Origin of the sequence: Streptomyces sp. CC208A, assembly GCF_030010625.1 — a bacterium.
Classification (GTDB): domain Bacteria; phylum Actinomycetota; class Actinomycetes; order Streptomycetales; family Streptomycetaceae; genus Streptomyces.
In genome coordinates this window covers 1-19,164 of record NZ_JASCXN010000039.1, presented here as the reverse complement: position 1 = coordinate 19,164, position 19,164 = coordinate 1, and the positions used below count along the sequence as shown (strand labels likewise).

The following is a 19,164-nucleotide window of genomic DNA, read 5'->3' as shown; positions in this document are numbered from 1 at the left end:
ACTCCACCCATGCCTCGCGTCCTCCTCATCGAAGACGACCCCTCGGTCCGCGAAGGCGTCGAGCTCGGGCTCCGGCGCCGCGGGCACGAGGTGCGCACCGCCGCCACCGGGGAGGCCGGGCTCGCCGCCCTCCGCGAGTTCCGCCCCGACCTGCTGCTGCTCGACCTCATGCTGCCCGGCATGAACGGCGTCCAGGTCTGCCGCAGGGTCCGCGAGAGCAGCCAGCTCCCGATCATCATGCTCACCGCCCGCGGCGACGACTTCGACATGGTCGTCGGCCTGGAGGCGGGCGCCGACGACTACATCGTCAAACCGGCCCGCACCGAGGTCATCGAGGCCCGCATCCGGGCCGTCCTGCGCCGCATCGAGGCGCCCGGCGGCGGCCGCCCCGCCGTCGAGCACCACGGCGCTCTCGCCGTCGACCGGGCCGGCCTCACCGTCGCCAAGAACGGCGAACGGCTCGCCCTCGCCCCCTCCGAGCTCAAACTGCTGCTCCACCTCAGCGCAGCCCCCGAGCAGGTCTTCAGCCGCCAGCAGCTCCTGGAGCACGTGTGGGAGCACGACTACCACGGGGACGCCCGCCTGGTGGACGCCTGTGTGCGGCGGCTCCGCGCCAAGATCGAGGACACCCCCGGCGACCCCCGCTACATCCAGACCCTGCGGGGCTTCGGCTACCGCTTCGGCCCGCTGTGAAGGTGTGCGTGCCCCGCGAGGAGCCGGGGCGGGAGGCGGCGGACCTCCCGGAGGGGACCCCGTACGGGAACGGTGCCTCGCCCGGCGGAACCGGAGGCGCGGACGGGACCGCCCCGGAGGCCGGCGGCCGGCGCCGACCCGGCCTGCGGGCCCGCCTCCGGCCCCGGAACCGGCGGAGGAACGCCGGCTCGGAGGGCCGCCGGCCGCGCGCCCGCCGCCCCCGCCCCTTCGGTCTGCGCACCCGCCTGGTCTTCTCCTTCCTCCTCGTCGCGGCCGTCGGCTGCGGCACCACCGCCGCCCTCACCTACCGGGCCGCCCGCAGCGCCATCCTGGAGCAGACCCAGAACACCGCCGTCTCCGCCTTCCGCCAGCAGGTCGACGACCTCAACATCTCCCTGCCCCTCGACGAGGAGACGCTCCGCGACCGGCTCCAGTACATCGCCCGCCAGGGCAGGCCCCACCCCTGGCGGGTCTACGCCGAGTACGGCTCGCTCCGCGTCTCCTCCACCGACCGCCCCACCTCCACCGTCCTCACCCCCGAGCTCAGGGCCCGCGCCCACGACCGCGAGGTCACCCCGCACACCTCCTTCCAGCGCGTGGTCAAGGGCGGCACCCCCTATCTGACGATCGCCGTCCCCGCCCTCTTCCTCACCCACGTCGGGGGAACGGCCCAGCCCACCGGGCTCGTCGTCTACGCCGTCATGGAACTGCGCGAGGAGGACGCCAACATCGAGGCCATGCTCACCGCCGCCCGCGACGGCGCACTGCCCGCCCTCGCCATCGCGCTCGTCCCCGCGCTGATCGCCTCGCGCGGCGTCCTCCGCCCCGTCCGCGAACTGCGCCACGCCGCCCACAGCATGGGCCGCGGCCGGCTCGACACCCGCATCCACGCCAAGGGCAGCGACGAACTCGCCGACCTGGCACGCACCTTCAACGAGTCCGCCGCCGAACTGGAGCGCTCCGTCACCGAACTGCGCCACGCCGAGGCCCGCGCCCGCCGCTTCGCCTCCGACGTCTCGCACGAACTGCGCACCCCGCTCGCCGGGATGCTCGCCGTCACCGAGGTCCTCGACGAGGACGCCGGCGCCCTGGACAGCGACACCGCCCGCGCGGTCCGGCTGATCAGCGCCGAGACCGTCAAACTCGCCGTGCTCGTCGAGGACCTGATGGAGATCTCCCGCTTCGACGCCCGCGCCGCCGAGCTCCACACCGACGAGGTCGATGTCGCCGACTGCGTCCGCAAGACCCTCATCAGCCGCCGCTGGACGGACCCGGAGCAGGTCCACGCGGCCCTGGGGGAGGGCATCAGGGCCCGGCTCGACCCCCGCCGCTTCGACGTCGTCGTGGCCAACCTGGTCGGCAACGCGCTGCGGCACGGGCGGCCCCTGGTCACGGTCCGCGTGTATGTGGACGGCGGCGACGACGGCGACCACGGTGACGGCGACGGCACGCTCGTCGTCCAGGTCTCCGACCGGGGCCCCGGCATCCACCCGGACGTCCTGCCGCACGTCTTCGAGCGCTTCTACAAGGCCGACCCGGCCCGTGCCCGCTCGGCCGGCAGCGGCCTCGGCCTGGCGATCACCCGGGAGAACGTCCTGCTGCACGGCGGCACCGTGGAGGCCGCCAACCACCCGGCGGGCGGGGCCGTGTTCACGGTCCGGATGCCGCTGTGAACCGCCGCCGCGCCCTCCTCCCGCTGCTCGTCGCAGGACTGCTGGCGCTCGCCGGCTGCGGCATCCGGGGCAGTGACGTCGTCGAGGCGGGCGAGGCGCCGACCGTCGTCGTCCCGCCCATCCCCGAGCGCCGGATGCTGCTCTACTTCGCCGGCCCCGACGGGCAGCTGATGCCGGTCGCCCGCGAGGTCGGCTTCCGGAGCGTCCCCTTCCCGACCCCGACCCATCCGGAGACCGCCCGGGGCAGGGCCACCGAGGCCGACGGCTCCGGCATCGGCTTCGAGGCCGACCACCCGTACACCTCCGACCTCGCCGTAGTGAAGGTCCTCGCGGCCCTGCTCGCGGGCCCCGGCGGCGCCGAACGCCAGGCGGGCCTCACCACCGAACTGCCCGCGAGCGGCGAACTGATCAGGGTCGAGGACGACGGCTCGGGCGGCATCCGGCTCCTGTCCCCCTTCCCGGTCCGCGAGCTGTCCGGGACGGCGGTCGCCCAGCTGGTGTGCACGACCGCGTACGCCGTCGACCGCTCCGGCACCCCCCAGGTGACCCTCACAGGCCCCGACGGCGCCCTGCCGCAGACCACCTGTGCGCTGTAGCGCCCGGCGGCTAGCGGCGCAGGTCGGCGAGGACCGCGTCCGTGAACGGCGTCCACGCCTCGATCGCCCACGGCCCGAAGGCCCGGTCGGTGAGCGCCACGCAGGCGGCCCGCGCGTCCGGGTCGATCCACAGGAAGGTGCCGGACTGGCCGAAGTGGCCGAAGGCGCGCGGTGAGGACGTGGTGCCGGTCCAGTGCGGCGACTTGCCGTTCCGGATCTCGAAGCCGAGCCCCCAGTCGTTGGGCCGCTGGTGGCCGTAGCCGGGCAGGATGCCGGTGAGACCGGGGTACGTGACCGTCATCGCGTCCAGGACCGTGCGGGCGTCGAGCAGCCGGGGCGCCTGCACCTCGGCCGCGAACCGCACCAGGTCGTCCACGGTCGACACCGCGTCCTTGGCGGGGGAGCCCTCCAGGCTCGTCGCCGCCATGCCGAGCGGCTCCAGGACCGCCTGGCGCAGATAGTCGGCGAAGGGGATGTCGGTGGCCTTGGCGACCAGGTCGCCCAGAACCTCGAAGCCGGTGTTGGAGTAGATCCGGCGGGTGCCCGGCGCGGCCATGATCCGGTTCTCGTCGAAGGCGAGCCCCGAGGTGTGGGCGAGCAGGTGCCGCACGGTCGAGCCCTCGGGGCCGGCCGGCTCGTCGAGGTCGATCGCCCCCTCCTCGTACGCGACGAGCACCGCGTACGCCGCCAGCGGCTTGGTCACCGAGGCGAGCGGGAAGCGGTGTCCGGTCGGCCCGTGGCTTCCGGCCACCGTGCCGTCCGCACGGACCACGGCCGCCGCCGCGGTGGGGACGGGCCAGTTGTCGATCGCCGCCAGGCTGGGCACGCTGCTGCTCTCCATGGGCCCGAGCCTACTTGCTTGGAGTGCACTCCAACCTTTTAGCGTGGGGGCATGAGCGTGATCGAGAGCACCACCGGACTCTCCGGACGGGACCGCTACACCATCAGCGAGGTGGCCGCCCTGACCGGGCTCAGCGCCCACACCCTGCGCTGGTACGAGCGGATCGGCCTGATGCCGCACGTCGACCGTTCGCACACCGGGCAGCGCCGCTTCACCGAACGGGACCTCGCCTGGCTGGCCTTCGTCGGCAAGCTGCGGCTGACCGGGATGCCGGTCGCGGACATGGTCCGCTACGCCGAGCTGGTCCGCGAGGGCGACCACACCCACGCGGAGCGCCGGGCCCTCCTGGAGGCCACCCGGCGCGACGTCCTGAACCGGATCGCCGAGCTCCAGGACACGCTCGCCGTGCTCGACCTCAAGATCGACCACTACGGAACCATCTGCGGAGGCCCCTCTTCATGAGCGACAGGATCGACACCGTACGCCTCGGCGGCCAGGACGGCCCGGAGGTCGGCGTCCAGGGCTTCGGCGCCATGGGCATCAGCGAGTTCTACGGCGACACCGACGAGGCCGCCGCCCGCGACACCCTCGACGCGGCCCTGGAGGCCGGCGTCACCCTGATCGACACCGCCGACATGTACGGCAGCGGCGCCAACGAGGAGTTCCTCGCCCACTTCCTCGCCGCCCACCGCGACGAGGTCACCATCGCCACCAAGTTCGCCATCGAGCGCGACCCCGACCGGCCCGCCTCCCGCGGCATCCGCAACGACCGTGCCTACATCCGGCAGGCCGTCGAAGGCAGCCTGCGCCGGCTCGGGGTGGAGACCATCGACCTCTACTACATGCACCGCCGCGACCCGGAGGTCCCCTTCGCCGAGTCCGTCGGCGCCATGGCCGAACTGGCCGCCGAGGGCAAGGTCCGGTACCTGGGCCTCAGCGAGGTCACCGGGCCCGAGCTGCGCGAGGCGCACGCCGTCCACCCGATCGCCGCCCTCCAGTCCGAGTGGTCGCTCTTCTCCCGGGACGTCGAGCGCAGCGCCGTCGGCGCGGCCGCCGAACTCGGGGTGACCTTCGTGCCGTGCTCGCCGCTCGGCCGGGGCTTCCTGACCGGCTCCTTCGCGGACGCCGGGAAGGACCTTCCGGACGGCGACTTCCGCCGCCACCAGCCCCGCTTCACCGGCGAGAACGCCGCCCGGAACGCGGACCTGCTCGCCCCGGTACGGAAGATCGCCGCCGTCCACGGGGCGACCCCCGCGCAGATCGCCCTCGCCTGGGTGCAGCAGCGCGCCGCCGTCCACGGCCTGACCGTCGTCCCCATCCCCGGCACCCGCAAGCGGGCCCGCCTGGAGGAGAACGCCGCCGCCACCCGCATCACCCTCACCGAGGCCGAACTCGCCGACCTCGAACCCCTCGCGGGCCTGGTGGCGGGCGACCGCTACCCCGACATGAGCTTCACCTCGGCCGCCCGCGAGGCCTGACCCGAGAGCCCCGCTCCTCCTCACGCGAGGCCCAGGGCGAAGACCGCGAACCCCGCCGCGAGCACGCCCGCGAGCGCGCGGCGGGCCGGGCCGGTGCGCGCCCACGGCGACTCGAAGCCCCGCGCGTACCGCCCGATCAGCACGAGCAGCCCGGCGAAGACCGGCAGCCAGGCCAGCCGGGCCAGGATCCAGCCTGCCGAGTCCGGTGCCCCGACGAGACCGGGTACCTCGCCCAGGTACGCGCCGGGGACCGCCGCCGCGAGCATCGCGGTCCGGTGCCAGCACAGGATCGTCATCGCCGACAGGTTGACCACGACGACCGGCGCCCACAGCGCGGGCCGCCGCAGCCACCGGCCGAGCCGGTCCCGCAGCAGGACGGCGGCCCCGCTCTGCGCGGCGGCGAGCGCCAGGACGAGCAGCGACGGCGGGTGCGCGTTGGTCCGGGCCTCGCCGGGGACGCCGACCATCGACGCCGGGTAGCCGAAGGCCAGCAGCAGCGCGGCGAAGAGCGCCGCCCCGCCGAGCAGCAGCCCCCACGCGTGCCGCCGGCCCACCCGGCCCTCGCCCCAGGCGACGCCGAGCTGGTACGCGAAGAGCCACCCCGGCAGGATGTTCGGCAGGCTCACCAACCTGATTGGCGTTCCGTAGTCATCCTGCGGCAGAGTGTCATGCACGCCCGGCGCCCAGGCGACGTCAGGCACCCTCCTCGGTCCCATAGCTGTGCAGGTTGGACCGATCAGCGTCCGGAGGGACGTGTCGCGAGGGCCGATCGCTTCGGTGACCGGCACCAGGGCACGAAGGCGACTGGCTCACCTCCCTGAGCAACACCGGGGATCACCAGGCCAGTCTGAGACGCTCAGCCAGGACGGCCCGGCCTCCGCGTACGGGCCGTACTGCAGGAAGTACATGGCGGCGACCGAGCCGAGCCAGGCCCGTGTCGTACCGGCCCGCCGCCGGTAGGGCAGGACGGAGGCGCAGCCGCCGACCAGGAAGAAGATCCCCAGCATCTGGAGGATCCAGCTCGCCGGGGCGAACGCGGAGAGCGGGGAGGCGTTGTGGAGCGCGCCGTCGGCGGAGAGCGTGAACCCGCCGAGCAGCCAGTGCCCGGTGGGCACGGCGAGCAGCGCGAGGGCCCGCAGGCCGTCCACGGCCCGGTCGCGGTGGGCGGGGGTGCCGGCCTCGATCCTCCGGACCAGGGCCCTCATCGGGCGTCCCCCTCCGCGATCGCGGCGAAGGCGCGCAGCGAGGACGTGCCGGGCGCGAAGTAGCCGTCGTGGCCGTCCGCGTCCCCGGCGGGCACCGGCCGGGCGCCGAACTCCGGCGCCGCCGGGTCGGTGCCGTGCCCGAGCCCGGCCACGGCCACGTTCGGCACCCGGTCGATCCAGTCCGTCGGGTTCTTCGCCGCCCACACCCGGGCCGTCGTCCGCAGCGCGGCCGCGTTCCCCGCCCGCATGCCGGGGGAGCCGAACACCACCAGGTCCTTGGCCTTCACCTCGTGCGCGGCGAGACCGCAGACCACGGAGCCGTAGCTGTGGCAGAACAGGGACGGCTCGGGGCGCACCCCGGCGGCCCGCAGCCCCTCCGTGAACCGGACGAGACGCCTGGCGCCCGCCTCCGCCAACTCGCCCGACGCGGCGTCGAGTCCGACGCCGACGGGGGTGGTGTAGCCGGCCCAGGCGACGACGGCCGTGCGCCCGCCGGTCGCCTCCCGCAGGGCGGTGGCCTTCCGGGTGAGGGAGCCCAGGTGCCCGGCGTCGACGTCGGAGCCCGGCACCAGCACCGCCACCCGCTCGGCCCGCTCCAGGTCCCCGTAGACCAGGACCGCCTGGCCCCGGCCGCGGGGGTCGTACGCGAGGACCCGTGCCCCCGGATACCGGCCCGGCGCCGTACGGGAGTTGGCCTCGTACCGCAGCTCCGGCGGCGCCCCCTCCAGGTTCCCCACCACCGTCGGGTGCGCCCGCACCAGCCTCTGCCGCTCGGCGGGGCCGAGCCCCGCGAAGAAGCGGGCGAGCCCCGCCGGGTCCGTCCGCTCCGGGTCGGGCAGGCCCTCCGCCCGCCACTCGGCGGTTCCCGGCGGCGGCCCGGTGACCGGCTCCTGCGCGGTGCCGGACGCCCAGCCCGCCGTCCCCGCCACCACCGCCGTCACCACGGTGGTGGTGACCAGGGTCCTCGTCGCGCGGCGCATGTCCGCCCTCCCTCGTTCTCGTCGCTCTCGTCGCTCTCGTCGGCGTTCTCGTCGGCGTGAGGAAGGTAGGAAGGGGGTGGGTGACGGCACGTCACACCGGGGAGCCGACTGCCGTGCCATACCCGGGTAGGGGGTGGACGAGGCGGTGTCCCCCGGTGGGGGGTGGGGCTGTCCCCCGGGGGTCACCAGGCCCGACTCGTAGGCGAAGACCACCGCCTGCGCGCGATCCCGCAGGTCGAGCTTGGCGAGGATCCGCCCGATGTGGGTCTTCACCGTCTGCTCGGCGAGCACGAGGCGTTCCGCGATCTCCTGGTTGGACAGGCCCCGGGCGATCAGCTCCAGTACCTCGGTCTCACGCGGTGTCAGACCGTTGAGCCGGAGCGCCGTCACGTCCTTGCGGGCGGCCGGTCGGGTGGCGGCGAAGTTGGCGATGAGCCGGCGGGTCACGGAGGGCGCGAGCAGCGCGTCGCCCGCCGCCACGACCCGTACGGCGGCGATCAGGTCGGCGGGCGGCGCGTCCTTGAGCAGGAAACCGGAGGCCCCGGCCCTGGGGGTCCCCCCTGAACGAAGTTCTAGGGGGAGCCTCGTACACGTAGTCGTCGACGTCGAAGGTGGTCAGCATCAGCACCCTGGGCCGGTGGGTCACCCCGGCCGGCGGGTGCAGGATCTCCCGGGCCGCCGCGAGCCCGTCCAGCTCCGGCATCCGCACGTCCATGAGCACCACGTCGGGGTGGACGGCCCGCGCCACCTCGATCCCCCGCCGCCCGTCCGGCGCCTCGCCCACCACGTCGATGTCGGCCTGCGCGGCCAGCAGCGCGGCGAACCCCGCCCGCACCATGGCCTGGTCGTCGACGATGATCACGCGAATGGTCACGGGGCGCCCTCCGTACGGCGGTTCACTGGGTCTCTCTGTCCGGCGAGGCATCCTCGACCGCTGCGGCCTCCCCGTCCGGCGCGGCTTCCCGCGGCGGCCCGAGGGGCAGTCGGGCCGCGACCCGGAAGCCGCCGTCCGGAAGCGGCCCGGTGTCCAGCGAGCCGCCCGTCAACCGTACGCGCTCCCGCATCCCGACGAGCCCGTGTCCCGTACCGGCCCCGCCCTCCAGCGGCGAGACCGGCTCCGGGGCGGGCCCGTTGACCACCAGGACCGTCAGCCGGCCGGCCCCGTCGCCGCGCACCGACACCCGGGTCGGGGCGCCCGGTGCGTGCCGCACCACGTTGGCCAGGGCCTCCTGCACGATCCGGTACGCGGAGAGCCCGACCGCCTGCGGCACCTCGGTCCCTCCGCCGCCGGGCCGTGCGACGAGCTCCGCGGCGAGCGACAGTTCGGCCGGCACCCCCGCCCGTACCGTCGCCTCCACCAGCTGCTGGAGCCGGTCGAGACCGGGCTGCGGAGCCCGTTCGCCGCCCTCGCCGCCGTCGCTGCGGAGGACCGCGAGCAGCCGCCGCATCTCGGCCAGCGACTCCCGCGCGCTGCCCGCGATCGCCGCGAACTCCTCGCGGGCCGCCTCCGGCAGCTCCGGGATGCGGTACGGCGCGGAGTCCGCCTGCACGGTGATCACCGACATGTGGTGGGCGACCACGTCGTGCAGCTCGCGGGCGATCCTGGCCCGCTCCTCCAGGAGCGTGCGGCGGGCCCGCTCGGCCTCGCTGATCGTCTCCTGCTCGGCGAGTCTCCGCTGGGCCTCGCTCCGCGCCCGTATCGCCGAGGTGAGCAGCAGCAGCACGCCGCTGAGGACGAAGAGCAGGGTGGTGACGCCGGTGTCGCCGTACGGCCGGACGATCTCCAGGAGGTAGCCGGCCGCGCCGGTCGCCAGCCACACCCCGACGAGGGTGCGGCGCGACTCGCGCAGCCCGAGCGCGAGCATCAGCGCGCAGTACCCGACGACGACCGGCGGGGTCCAGGGCCACACCTGGGCCCGGGGCCCGTCGGAGGCGAGCAGGACGAGCGCCCCGGCGACGTCGGCGGGCAGCACCACCCACCAGGCCTGCAGCGGCCGGGTCGCGGCGAGCAGCAGCGGCGCGGTCTGCGCGGTGCCGAGCGCCCCGGCCAGGGCGCCGGGCACGTCGTAGTCCTGGACGAGGAGGTGGACGGTGACCGGCAGCAGCGGGGCGACGAGCGCGACCCCGAACACGTACGGCAGCACCCGCACCCACCACGAGGACCCGCCCGCGAAGGGGGAGGAGCCGGGTGGTGCGGGCGAGGCGAACGCTGCTTCGAGCGCCCGCCCGGCCGCCTGCCCCCCGCCCCGGAGCCGCGCCGCGAGCCGTTTCTGGATCACCTTCATGACGGGTCAGCCTAGGTTCGCGCCCCGACCCCCGTCGTCGTACCAGGGGCGACAATCGCGGATACGCCCCTGGTAGGGGGCGCGCGACTTTCGTCGCGCGCCCCAAGCCGTCCCCGCCCCTCGGCCCCTACAGCTCCGCCAGCAGTTCCGTCTTCTTCGCCGCGAATTCCTCGTCCGTCACCAGACCCGCCCGGTGCAGTTCGCCCAGGTGCCGAATCCTTTCGGCGATGACGCCGGGGTCCCCGTGCGCCGCGCCGCGCGCCCCCGCCGGGACGGGGGTGCGGTCCTTGGCGCGGGTCGCCGCGAGGACCGCCGCCGCGAACGGCAGGGAGTCGTGCACAGGCCCGTAGCCGAGGCCGAAGACGACCGACGCCGGGTCGTGTTCGGGCCGGTCGGGGCGGGGCGCGCCGTCCCGGGGGAGCAGGCGCAGGAACCCGCCGGGGGAGTCCGGCGTGCGCCATTCGATCCCGGCCAGCTCCCGCACCGGGAAGGACTGGTCGCCCGTCCGCCACTTCTCCGACGTGGCCATCGTCGACGACCAGCGGAAGGAGACCTCGGACGAGCCGTCGAAGCTCGCCTTCCCGTCGTACGCCTTGAAGGAGAGCGGCCCCTGCGGCGCCGCCACCAGGAACCCCGTGTCGAGCCGGTCCGCCGGGTCCGCGGGGGCCGGCGGGATCACCGCGGCCAGCTCGTCGCGGCAGTGGGCGGCGAGGGCCTCCCGGTCGGCGGGCAGCACCAGCCGGTACGGGTCGCAGCTCTCCTTCAGCTGCCCCGCCGCCGCCTCCATCAGCGGATCGGCGCCCGGCCGCGGCACGGCGTGCAGCACGACGGTGCCGCGCCTGCCCGGCGCGAGCGTCGCCGACGCCAGCGCCTCGTACGGCACGCGCCGCTCGCGCAGCGTCTGGAACAGCCTCGGCGTGCGGATCCCCCGTTCGAAGCGGATGACAAGTGCGTCGCTCTCCAACTCCCAGGTGGCATGAATTCCGGCCAGCACATCACCCATACGCCTCATCGTAAGCGGCGCGTGGCCGTGCGTCGCCCCTTGGAACTGTCAGGAAATTCCGGGATCTACGCGCGTCAGAGGCCGGAGCCGCCGGAGATTCCCCTGTGGCAAGCGCTGTCGGCACGTGCGCAGACCACCCGCCCGAAGGCCCCGATGCCTATCGCCGCGAAGTTGCCGAGGCTCTCCGTGCCCGGCTCGAAATAGCCGTTGTGTCCGTCCGCTCCGGCCGCGGAGACCAGCCGCGCACCGAACTCCGGCGCCACCGGGTCCGCCCCGTGCCCGACCCCGCCGAGCTCCAGGTGGGGGACGTCCGCGATCCAGTCCTCGGCGTCCCGCATCGCCCAGATCCGCGCCCGGGTGCCGAGCTCCGCCGCCGACTCCACCCGCATTCCCGGACTGCCGGCCACCGCCAGGTCGGTCACCCGCCCCGGCAGCCGGGGCGCGGCGAGTCCGCACAGCACGGAGCCGTAGCTGTGGCAGAAGAGCGCCACCCGGCCCGTCCCCGGCAGGCCCTCGGTGAGCCGGACGAGCCGGTCGGCGCCGGACGCGGCGAGCCGGCCGGTCGCGGCGTCGACGCCGACCCGGGCGGGGGCGGTGTAGTCGGCCCAGGCGATGGCCGCGACCCTGGCCCCGGGCGAGGCGCGCCGCTCGGCCTCGTACAGGGCGCGGGCCATGCCGGCGGGGGCCGTGTACCGCCCGTTCGTCTTCTGGAAGGTGAGGAGGTGGGTGTCGACGCCGGGCACGATCACCGACACCCGCCGGGCCCCGTCCAGGTCGCCCAGGACCTCGGCCGCCCGTCCCGTACCGGTGGGGTCGAAGGCGAGGATCCGGCGGCCGGGCTTCAGCAGGGAGGCGAAGCGGTCCACCCGGCGGCGGGCCTCGTGCCGGCCCTCGGCGGAGAGCCGGGGGTCGTCGAGGCGGGGCCGCTCGGCCGCCAGCGCGCGCCGGAGGCCGATCCGGTTGGCGCGGTAGCGCAGGGCCGTCGGGGCCCCGTCGAGATTGCCGACGACGAGCGGGTGCCGCCGGGCGAGGCCCTCGGCGCGGTCCTGGCCGAGCGCGGCGAACCAGGCCGCGACCGTACGTGGCGGGGCGGTGGCCGGGCCGGGCGGCGGTGCGTCCCCGATCCGCTCCCGCGCCCAGGCGGCCAGCGCGGCCTCCATGGAGAGGGTGGGCGCCGGGTGGTGCCGGATGGCGGTCCACCCGGTGGTGGCCAGCATCACGAGGACGACGCCGAGCGTGAGGAGGGTGCGCAGGACCGCGGGGGAGGGCGGGGCGTCGGATGAAGGCGGGGCGTCGGCGGAGGTCATCGGCGGCCACCTTAGACGGCGAAGGTGACGCGCCCGGTCCTTCAGGAGCTTGCAGGGGTGCGCGGCTCGCGCCAGTGGAGCGAGAGGGCGGGCCCCAGGTGGTCCAGGTACCGCTCGGTGAGGGCGCGGATCCCCTCCAGGGTGGGGTCCGTCCCCTTGCCCCACATCTGGCCGGTGACCCGCATGACCCCGCTGAAGGCGGCCACCGCGATCCGGGGCCGCGGGTCGACGTCCACGTCGAGCCCCTCGCGGCGGGCGATGAGCAGGGCGATGGTCTCCTCCAGCTCGCTGGACCGGCGCAGGTGCGCGGCGAGCAGCGACGGCGTCGACTCGATCATCTGGAAGGTCTTCAGGTACAGCTCGACCGGGACGACTTCGTCGATCGTCCCGGCCAGGTCGTCCCACGCGGCGAGCACGGCCTTGCGCATCGCGTCGAAGGGGCCCTCCTCGGGAGGGCGCCGGGCGAGCGCCCGGACGAACTCCGCCTCCACCATCCGCTGCACGGCGAAGGCGACCTCCTCCTTGGAGGAGAAGTAGCGGAAGAAGGTCCGCTGGGAGACCTCGACCGCCTCGGCGATCTCGTCGACGGTGGTCCGCTCGTACCCCTGGTCGGTGAAGAGCTCCAGGGCGACCCGGACGAGCGCGTCGCGCGTGCGCTGCTTCTTCCGCTCGCGCAGGCCGGGCGCGGACACAGTCAAAGGAGTCTCTTTCCGGTCGATTGCAGGAGGTTCTTCCTGCTCAGCGTACCTGTGAGCTACATGACAGTTACCGACGCGTGAATCGCTTTGTCAATTGTCAGTGACTGTCACTAGCCTCATCCGCATGACTAGTCAGATCAGCATGGAAAAGGTCCCGCAGGGCCCGGGGGGTTTCCGGGAGCCTGCTCCGGCCCCGGCGAAGGGCCTGCGCGACCATCCCTGGCTGACCCTGTTCTCCGTCCCTAATCACGCTTAAGTGGGTAGGAAATTTCTGGGGACGCGTGAAGCCCCGACCAGGGAGGGCTGGTCGGGGCTTCGACATTCTCCTCTACGGCCAGGTCAAGGGCCGCCGTAGAGCCGTCGGTAGACATCCAGGAGCTGCGCCAGGGCAACGGCAAGGTCTCCGGGCGGGGCCGCAAGCTCGGCGGCGTGCTCGGCGCAGGCGTAGACCGGCTCGCCGTCGGCCAGGGCGACGAGCGTGGTGGGGGAGCCGTCGGCCGAGGTGGTTGCGCCGCAGGTCTTGCAGCGGGTGTCAGGCATGGTGTGCGTCTCTGCGTGGGGGAGGGGCCGGTTCGGCCCGGGTCGTTCATGATCGAACTTTTTACCTGGTCAGGTAAAGACCTAGCTTCATGATCATCAGAAGTTGGAGGGATGCCCTCCGACCTGCCTGCATGGGTGCTGAGCCGACGCCAGGCGATCGGTGCCCGCATCCGCACCGCCCGCGAGCACGCCAACCTCTCCCAGCTCGCCCTCGCCGACCGGTGCGGCGTCGACCACAAGACGATCCACCGCATCGAGTACGGCACCAGCGACCCGAGCCTGAGCCTGCTGCTCCAGATCGCACAGGCCCTCGACGTGCCGCTCGCCGAGCTGCTGGAGTAGCCGGCCTGCGGGCGATCGGCGCAACCATCCGCAGGCCGGACATCAGGGAGCGGCGTCGCACGGGACGGCGTCGCGGTACAGCTCGGGGTCGCGGAGGTCGACGGCCGTGACGTCCTCCAGGCGGCGGACGAGGTACTCGGCAAGGAGGAAGCGCGCGTCGACGTCCTGGTGGCCGGCGTCCTCGTCCAGCTCGAACACAGCTCGCTGTCGGGCCTCCACCTGGCCCTCGCCGGTCGGCCGGTAGAGGGTGCCCTCGACGGCGGCGAGCGGCGCCTGGCGGACGAGGAGGGCGGCATACCCGCCGTGCCGGAGCCGCGGGCACCAGCGGGCCGCCAGAGGAGCGTGCGCCGCGCACACCGGCGGCTCCACCGTCCGGACCGCCGGCCACCCCGGCTGGTGCGGATCCGCGGCACTGCCCGTGGGCCGGGGGACGATCCACAGGACGCCGTCCGGGCCGACGGTGGCTGGGCCCATGCCGACCTGGCACAGCAGGCGTTGGGGATTCTCCATGGCGGCCCGCTGCCGCAGGGGGTTGACGTCGGCGTACAGCGGGTCGCCAGTCTCCTCGCCGACGATCCGGGGCCACAGGATCCCTTCCGCGTCCCGATCCGCCGGATCCGGATTCGGATAGGCGATGCCGTCCGCCGTGATCCGGAGCGGTCCGCGGACGATCCGCTGTCCGGCGCGGAGCACGAGCCGGGGCACCGGGCGGTTGCCGCTGATGGGGCAGGCGGATGTGGGAGTGACGGGCGCGGTCACCGCGGCGCCCGCACGCGTTCGGTGACGAGGTCGCTCGCGGCGAACTCGCGGTACTTCCGGTGGTTGGTGCGCCCGCTGTGGTCCATGGCCCACAGGTCGCATTCCGACTGCGAGACCTCCGTGGGCGAACGGTCGTCGCAGTCACGGCACTGGACGTACCGGGTGGGGGCCTGTCGATCGGGGTCGGGCTTGATTCGCCACAGCAGGTGCCGGAGGACGGTCGTCATCGGCGCTCCCCCGTCCTGGGGTCGACGTACACGTACAGGGGGAGCACGCCCCGCTTCTTCGCGCACCGCGTGTGGGCGTAGATGTGCGTGATCTCTCCGGTCTCGCTGCGGTGCGAGCGGATGCATGTGTCGGCGTCGTCTCGCCGTGTGCAGAAGGTGCAGGGCCGCCTGCTGGTCTGCGTTGCCATGTGCCGGACGGTAGGCGGGGGTTGGTAGCGTGAGCGACGTCATGTTCTCGAATGTTCTCGATGCTTGGCCGGATGGTTCCGTCTGGTCGCAGGTAGGCACTCGAAGGTCGTGGCGCAGGGCCCCGGCGGCGACCAAGCTGAGGGGCGACAGAGTTCGACCAAGGGGAGGACGAGCACATGACGCGACACCTGCGCTTCATCGGCACCGACAGCAAGAACGGCAGCTGCCCCGCACTCCACGAAGACCTCGACACCGGTGAGGTCATCGTCCAGGGCCGACCGCTCACCGACCAGGACGACCTCGCAAGGCTTCAGCACTTCGGTCCGGAGGACGCAGCGGTCGCCGTGCCGCGCGAGCTGCTCGTCAACCACGCCCCGAAGGAGATGCAGCGCGTGAGCACGCTGATCAGCCCGGAAGAGTTCGGCCAGCTCTTCCACAACTTCGCCTACTCGGCCTGGCACCTGGAGACCCGCGGCCGTTACGCCTCCGACGAGGAGGACGAGGGGTACGCCACGTTCCTGGAGACCGGGGAGGCCCCCATGGACCTCGACAGCGACTGGTGCCGGAACATCACCGCCCAGACCGCGGCCGGCAAGTACGTCGGCCGCGTACGGATCGTCGACAACCCGCCAACCGACGGCCAGCGGTTCCTCCTGTCCTACGCCCGCTGCAACGCGGCCACCGGCGAGGACGCCCGGAACCTGTGGCGGGATGAGGCCGAGGCCGTGCTCCTGCCGGCCGAGGACTTCTGGGTCTTCGACTCCCGTCTCGTCGCCGTCCTCCGCTTCGACGAGCAGGACGAGTTCCGCGACGTCGAGATCATCACCGAGCCCGCCGAGGTGCTGCGGTACGTCCAGGTCCGCGACGCCGCCGTGGCCGCGTCCCTGCCGTACGACGCCTTCGCTGCCCAGCTCGGCACCGAGTAGGCCCATAGCCGGTGAGCACGGACTACCAGCAGGCGCGTGAGGCTCTCGGGATCCGCCTCCGAGAGCTACGCCTCACCGCTGTTGGTGGCCGGCTCACCGGCCCGCAGCTCGCCCAGCGCCTCGGCTGGCAGCACTCGAAGGTCTACAAGCTGGAGAACGGCCGACAGACCGCGCACGCCGAGGACCTGACAGCCTGGGCCGAAGCCGTCGGCCAGCCTGAGGCCGCCGAGGAGCTGCTCGTCCGCCTGCGAGGGTTCGAGTCCCACATCCGGTCCTGGCGCCGCCAGCTCGCCGCCGGCCACCGCCCGGTCCAGGACACATGGAACGTCGCCGTCGAGCAGGCCCGGACGATCCATGCGTGGGAGGAGTCGGTGATTCCCGGCATGCTCCAGACTGCGGACTACGCGCGGCACATCTTCCTGCGGTACGCCGAGCTCCAGGGCACGAAGCCGGATACCGAGGACGCTGTCCGGTCCCGGATACGGCGTCAGGACTGGCTGTACCAGGGGGGCCACCGTCTCCACGCGCTCGTCTGGGAGCCCGCGCTTCACGCGCTGATCTGCCCGCCGCTGGTGCTCGCCGGGCAGTTGGACCGGCTTGCCGGGACCGTCGGTATGGACACGGTGGAGCTAGGTATCATCCCGCTCGGGGCGCCGCTGAAGATCCCGACGGCGAACGGCTTCTGGGTGCTCGACGAGCGGTTGGCGGTCACTGAGGACTGGCACTCGGAGTCGTGGCTCGACGACGGGGGGACAGTGGCCACGTACATGCGGGTGTGGCGGACGCTTCGGCAGTCGGCGGTGGTGGGCGCGGAGGCGCAGGCGGTGATCATGCGGGCTCGTCGTTCCCTTCCCGCGCGGTGACGGCGGTGCTGGTGGGGTGGTGTCGTAGCATCCCGCCGTGGCGATCGAACTCACCGACGAACTGATCCGGCTCGAAGAAGCGGCGTGGGCCGAGCAGCAGGCCGGAGCCCTTACCGTGGCCACGGCGGAGGCGGTGCAGGCCGCGATCACTGCCCATGCGGAGGCGACCGGGCAGTCTCGGTTCGACGTCGAGGCCGCTCTCAAGAAGCATGTCCGGCACCCAGAAGACTGACCTCGGAAACGACGAAGCCGCCCCCTCCCGAAGGAGGGGGCGGAGTACGTTCAGCGGCCGGCCAGCTCCCAAAGCGCGAGTCCCGCACCCGCCACAGCCGTGAGTGCGGCGATGGAGGCGAGGGGCCACCGGTTCTTCTCCAGGGCGTCGAGCCGGGCCTCGTGGTCGGCGAGCTGCTTGTCGGTCTGATCGGACCGTTGCACCAGCAGCGCAAGGGAGCCGTCCACCCGCGCGAATCCGGCGTCGAGCGAGCCGCGGAGCCGCTCCAGTTCGAGGGCCACCTGGTTCGACTCCGTCGGCGTCACCGTCGAGCCTCCGTCCCGTCGGTGCGAAGCCAGGGCGGCAGCAACGCCTGGACGCCCGGGAGGGCCATCACGCGGGTGATGGCGCCCGCGACGGCGAGCGCGCCGGCGACCCACGGCAGGGCGGCGGGGATACTGGCGGCCTCGACGACCGCGGGGAGGACGACGGCGATACCGAGGGCAGTCTGGAGGATGGTGCGCGCCGTGCGCTTGGCGGCGTCGGACATCGTCACTTCTCCTTCTGGGCGGTGAGCAGCGAGTTGAGCTTGTCGATCTTCGCGCCGAGCGCGACGACAGCCTCGTACGTCTTCACCACGTAGCCGTAGAAGTCCGGGATGCGGCGGCCGGCCTTCTTGCTGGCCTCGTCCGCCTTCGGGTTGCGGTACTCCAGCACGCGCAGTGCGACGCGGGTGATGTCGTCCTTGGTCAGGGCCACGGTGGGCTCCTTCTCGGAGGTGGGCCTCGGCGTGGCCGGAGGCGCGGGGGTGGCCGGCTTGTCGCCGGGGTTCCAGGACGCCGGGTGCCGCAGGCGCTCGGCGACGGCGGCCCGGAAGTCGTCCATGTCGATGCGGGGATCCAGGGGCTTGCGGGTCGTGGCCTCCTTGTGGGCCCAGACCGAGTCCGCAGACCAGCCGTGGTGGCGGCAGCGGGCGGCCTGGACGCGGACGGCGACGTCGTACTGCTTCGGTGTCCAGTCGCGGCCGGGCTGGCCGTTGTTCTCGACCTCCAGGCCGTACGAGACCGCGTTTCCGTCGAGGGCGTCGGGCCCCGGCGCCGGATGCACGGACCGCTCGTGGAGGACGGCCTCGTACGCGTTCCGCGCGACCCGGCCAGCGTGGTTCGCCCGCCCGTTGCCGACGAGGTAGAGCGTGCCGGAGCGGGCGAGGAAGTCGTGGCACAGCGGGCCGGGAAGGTCCGCGCTGCCGTTGTAGCACCAGGCCGGGAGCCCGGGGCCCTCTCCGGCGGTGTGGTGGACCATCGTGGCGTGGACGTCGCCCCAGCCGTCGCCGCGCTGGCCGCGGTTGTGGGTGCGCCAGCCCTTCATCTCGACGATGTCGGTGACGCCCTCCGCGCGCAGAGCGGCGAGCCACTGGTCGGCAGTCATCGGAACGGCCATCAGCGGATCACCCCTTCGGACAGGAGCCGGTCGACGACCGCGACCATGAGCCCCTTGTTGTTCTCGGGCACCTCGGCCCAGGGCTTCCGGGACGCCTCGCGGGTCTCGTAGCCGTGGCTCGGCGCCAGCTCCTCGTACGCCGCATGGAACTGCTGGGCGATCTCCTCAGCGCGTTGGGTCATCAGGCACGCCCCGGCCATGCCCAGGTGCCCGGCTCGGCGCCCTCGGCGCGCGAGGTGGCCCACAGCACGTCGTTTCCGTCCAGCGCCACCTGGAGGTTGACGGTCACGGTGGACTCGTCCCAGACCCGCACGATCATCGCGGGGAACACGTCGCCGGGCTCGACCCGGTTGCCGACGTGGCCGACGAACCCGGTGCGGTCAGCGGCGCCCCGGCTGTTGTGGAAGTCCCGCCGACGGCGGTTGACGGCATCGGCCTCCTCCTTGCTGACGCGGTAGTGAACGATCCGGCCGATGGCCGGGGTGGGGTGGGACATGAGGGCCTCCAGGAAGCAGAAGGGCCCCGGCCGTACGGCGCGGGGCGGGCGGTGAAGCGGTGGGGGTCAGACGGGGTTGGTGAAGCACACGTTGTCCAGCCAGATCGTGGTCGGCGACGCCGAGCCTGTCGGCACCGAGCCGGTAAGCGCGCCCGAGACCATCAGGCCGAGACGCACCGGGAAGTGCGCGCTCGTGGCGGCATACACGCTCGCGCCGCGTTCGACCAGGGGCCGGTACCCGCTGTTGAAGGTGAACATCGTCTGCGTCGTGTTCACCATGTTGGCCCCGGAGTTGTTGATCCGGCCCTCGTACATCCAGTACTCAGTGCCGAGGACCCGGAGGATCCGCATACGGGGAGCCATCGCAGGGTTGGCGGAGAAGTTGGTGGCGAAGCTGCCGAGGTTGGCCAGG

The 19,164-nt window shown here is 73.4% G+C and carries 25 protein-coding genes and 2 pseudogenes; 9 read left to right on the top strand and 18 right to left on the bottom strand.

All coding sequences use genetic code 11. The features are described from left to right. Positions 1-9 precede the first annotated feature (9 nt). The 3 genes from QK442_RS30955 (at position 10) to QK442_RS30945 (ending at position 2,962) form a co-directional block, all read left to right on the top strand. Entirely contained in the window at positions 10-693 is a 684-nt protein-coding gene (locus QK442_RS30955) for a response regulator transcription factor (RefSeq protein ID WP_282697410.1), read from the top strand. Positions 694-926: 233 nt separating this feature from the next. Beyond that, positions 927-2,366, top strand: a complete 1,440-nt coding sequence (locus QK442_RS30950) for a HAMP domain-containing sensor histidine kinase (RefSeq protein WP_282697450.1) — start codon at positions 927-929, stop codon at positions 2,364-2,366. After that, positions 2,363-2,962 carry a hypothetical protein gene (locus QK442_RS30945; RefSeq protein WP_282697409.1) on the top strand — a complete coding sequence of 200 codons (600 nt, stop codon included), beginning with the start codon at positions 2,363-2,365 and terminating at the stop codon, positions 2,960-2,962. Before QK442_RS30950 ends, QK442_RS30945 begins: the two co-directional genes overlap by 4 nt. Positions 2,963-2,972: 10 nt before the next feature. Here the strand turns inward: QK442_RS30945 and QK442_RS30940 are convergent, their stop codons facing one another. After that, on the bottom strand, positions 2,973-3,803 hold the full coding sequence (locus QK442_RS30940; protein WP_282697408.1) for a serine hydrolase domain-containing protein: 831 nt from the start codon (positions 3,801-3,803) through the stop codon (positions 2,973-2,975). A 51-nt stretch (positions 3,804-3,854) separates the two neighbouring features. Between QK442_RS30940 and QK442_RS30935 the strand changes: the two genes are divergently transcribed. Both QK442_RS30935 and QK442_RS30930 read left to right on the top strand, forming a co-directional pair. After that, a complete protein-coding gene (locus QK442_RS30935; protein ID WP_282697407.1) occupies positions 3,855-4,265 on the top strand; it encodes a MerR family transcriptional regulator in 411 nt (136 codons plus the stop codon). Continuing rightward, positions 4,262-5,281, top strand: coding sequence for an aldo/keto reductase (locus QK442_RS30930; protein WP_282697406.1), 1,020 nt, complete (start codon positions 4,262-4,264; stop codon positions 5,279-5,281). Before QK442_RS30935 ends, QK442_RS30930 begins: the two co-directional genes overlap by 4 nt. A 20-nt stretch (positions 5,282-5,301) precedes the next feature. Here the strand turns inward: QK442_RS30930 and QK442_RS30925 are convergent. From QK442_RS30925 to QK442_RS30890, 8 genes and pseudogenes are all read right to left on the bottom strand, one after another. Continuing rightward, positions 5,302-6,486: pseudogene (locus QK442_RS30925) on the bottom strand (acyltransferase). Beyond that, entirely contained in the window at positions 6,483-7,466 is a 984-nt protein-coding gene (locus QK442_RS30920; RefSeq protein ID WP_282697449.1) for an alpha/beta hydrolase, read from the bottom strand. Before QK442_RS30920 ends, QK442_RS30925 begins: the two are co-directional and overlap by 4 nt. 174 nt (positions 7,467-7,640) lie before the next feature. Beyond that, a pseudogene (locus QK442_RS30915) lies at positions 7,641-8,340 on the bottom strand (response regulator transcription factor); the annotation flags it as partial. A gap of 22 nt (positions 8,341-8,362) precedes the next feature. After that, a complete protein-coding gene (locus tag QK442_RS30910) occupies positions 8,363-9,751 on the bottom strand; it encodes a sensor histidine kinase (protein ID WP_282697405.1) in 1,389 nt (462 codons plus the stop codon). Between the two features lie 127 nt (positions 9,752-9,878). Next, a complete protein-coding gene (locus QK442_RS30905) occupies positions 9,879-10,754 on the bottom strand; it encodes a DUF4429 domain-containing protein (RefSeq protein ID WP_282697404.1) in 876 nt (291 codons plus the stop codon). Between the two features lie 74 nt (positions 10,755-10,828). Further along, complete coding sequence (locus QK442_RS30900; protein ID WP_282697403.1) at positions 10,829-12,061, bottom strand: alpha/beta hydrolase; 1,233 nt, start codon at positions 12,059-12,061, stop codon at positions 10,829-10,831. Positions 12,062-12,102: 41 nt separating this feature from the next. Further along, a complete protein-coding gene (locus QK442_RS30895) occupies positions 12,103-12,759 on the bottom strand; it encodes a TetR family transcriptional regulator (protein ID WP_282697402.1) in 657 nt (218 codons plus the stop codon). 339 nt (positions 12,760-13,098) lie between these two features. Beyond that, on the bottom strand, positions 13,099-13,299 hold the full coding sequence (locus QK442_RS30890) for a hypothetical protein (RefSeq protein ID WP_282697401.1): 201 nt from the start codon (positions 13,297-13,299) through the stop codon (positions 13,099-13,101). Positions 13,300-13,410: 111 nt separating this feature from the next. On the opposite strand from QK442_RS30890, the gene QK442_RS30885 reads away from it, so the two are divergent. Then, positions 13,411-13,641: a helix-turn-helix transcriptional regulator gene (locus QK442_RS30885; protein WP_282697400.1), complete on the top strand. Its 231-nt coding sequence runs from the start codon at positions 13,411-13,413 to the stop codon at positions 13,639-13,641. Between the two features lie 42 nt (positions 13,642-13,683). Here the strand turns inward: QK442_RS30885 and QK442_RS30880 are convergent, their stop codons facing one another. The 3 genes from QK442_RS30880 to QK442_RS30870 are packed head-to-tail and all read right to left on the bottom strand — an operon-like array spanning position 13,684 to position 14,815. Beyond that, positions 13,684-14,400, bottom strand: a complete 717-nt coding sequence (locus QK442_RS30880; protein ID WP_282697399.1) for a hypothetical protein — start codon at positions 14,398-14,400, stop codon at positions 13,684-13,686. Then, complete coding sequence (locus QK442_RS30875; RefSeq protein ID WP_282697398.1) at positions 14,397-14,627, bottom strand: hypothetical protein; 231 nt, start codon at positions 14,625-14,627, stop codon at positions 14,397-14,399. Before QK442_RS30875 ends, QK442_RS30880 begins: the two co-directional genes overlap by 4 nt. Next, positions 14,624-14,815 (bottom strand): hypothetical protein, encoded by a 192-nt coding sequence (locus QK442_RS30870; protein ID WP_282697397.1) that lies wholly within the window; start codon positions 14,813-14,815, stop codon positions 14,624-14,626. Before QK442_RS30870 ends, QK442_RS30875 begins: the two co-directional genes overlap by 4 nt. Before the next feature lie 177 nt (positions 14,816-14,992). Between QK442_RS30870 and QK442_RS30865 the strand changes: the two genes are divergently transcribed. The 3 genes from QK442_RS30865 to QK442_RS30855 are packed head-to-tail and all read left to right on the top strand — an operon-like array spanning position 14,993 to position 16,837. Beyond that, positions 14,993-15,742 (top strand): DUF6879 family protein, encoded by a 750-nt coding sequence (locus QK442_RS30865; protein ID WP_282697396.1) that lies wholly within the window; start codon positions 14,993-14,995, stop codon positions 15,740-15,742. 11 nt (positions 15,743-15,753) lie between these two features. Continuing rightward, positions 15,754-16,605: a helix-turn-helix transcriptional regulator gene (locus QK442_RS30860; protein ID WP_282697395.1), complete on the top strand. Its 852-nt coding sequence runs from the start codon at positions 15,754-15,756 to the stop codon at positions 16,603-16,605. A gap of 37 nt (positions 16,606-16,642) precedes the next feature. Continuing rightward, positions 16,643-16,837, top strand: coding sequence for a hypothetical protein (locus QK442_RS30855; RefSeq protein WP_282697394.1), 195 nt, complete (start codon positions 16,643-16,645; stop codon positions 16,835-16,837). Positions 16,838-16,887: 50 nt separating this feature from the next. Here the strand turns inward: QK442_RS30855 and QK442_RS30850 are convergent, their stop codons facing one another. From QK442_RS30850 to QK442_RS30825, 6 genes are all read right to left on the bottom strand, one after another. Further along, on the bottom strand, positions 16,888-17,142 hold the full coding sequence (locus QK442_RS30850; RefSeq protein ID WP_282697393.1) for a hypothetical protein: 255 nt from the start codon (positions 17,140-17,142) through the stop codon (positions 16,888-16,890). Continuing rightward, positions 17,139-17,366: a hypothetical protein gene (locus tag QK442_RS30845; RefSeq protein WP_282697392.1), complete on the bottom strand. Its 228-nt coding sequence runs from the start codon at positions 17,364-17,366 to the stop codon at positions 17,139-17,141. The genes QK442_RS30850 and QK442_RS30845 overlap by 4 nt, the downstream gene beginning before the upstream one ends. A 2-nt stretch (positions 17,367-17,368) precedes the next feature. Continuing rightward, positions 17,369-18,244: an N-acetylmuramoyl-L-alanine amidase gene (locus QK442_RS30840; protein WP_282697391.1), complete on the bottom strand. Its 876-nt coding sequence runs from the start codon at positions 18,242-18,244 to the stop codon at positions 17,369-17,371. Positions 18,245-18,255: 11 nt separating this feature from the next. After that, positions 18,256-18,438 (bottom strand): hypothetical protein, encoded by a 183-nt coding sequence (locus QK442_RS30835; RefSeq protein WP_282697390.1) that lies wholly within the window; start codon positions 18,436-18,438, stop codon positions 18,256-18,258. After that, positions 18,438-18,752 carry a hypothetical protein gene (locus QK442_RS30830; protein WP_282697389.1) on the bottom strand — a complete coding sequence of 105 codons (315 nt, stop codon included), beginning with the start codon at positions 18,750-18,752 and terminating at the stop codon, positions 18,438-18,440. Before QK442_RS30830 ends, QK442_RS30835 begins: the two co-directional genes overlap by 1 nt. A gap of 66 nt (positions 18,753-18,818) precedes the next feature. After that, the coding region (locus QK442_RS30825) for a hypothetical protein (RefSeq protein WP_282697388.1) at positions 18,819-19,164 on the bottom strand (346 nt) is incomplete at its 5' end.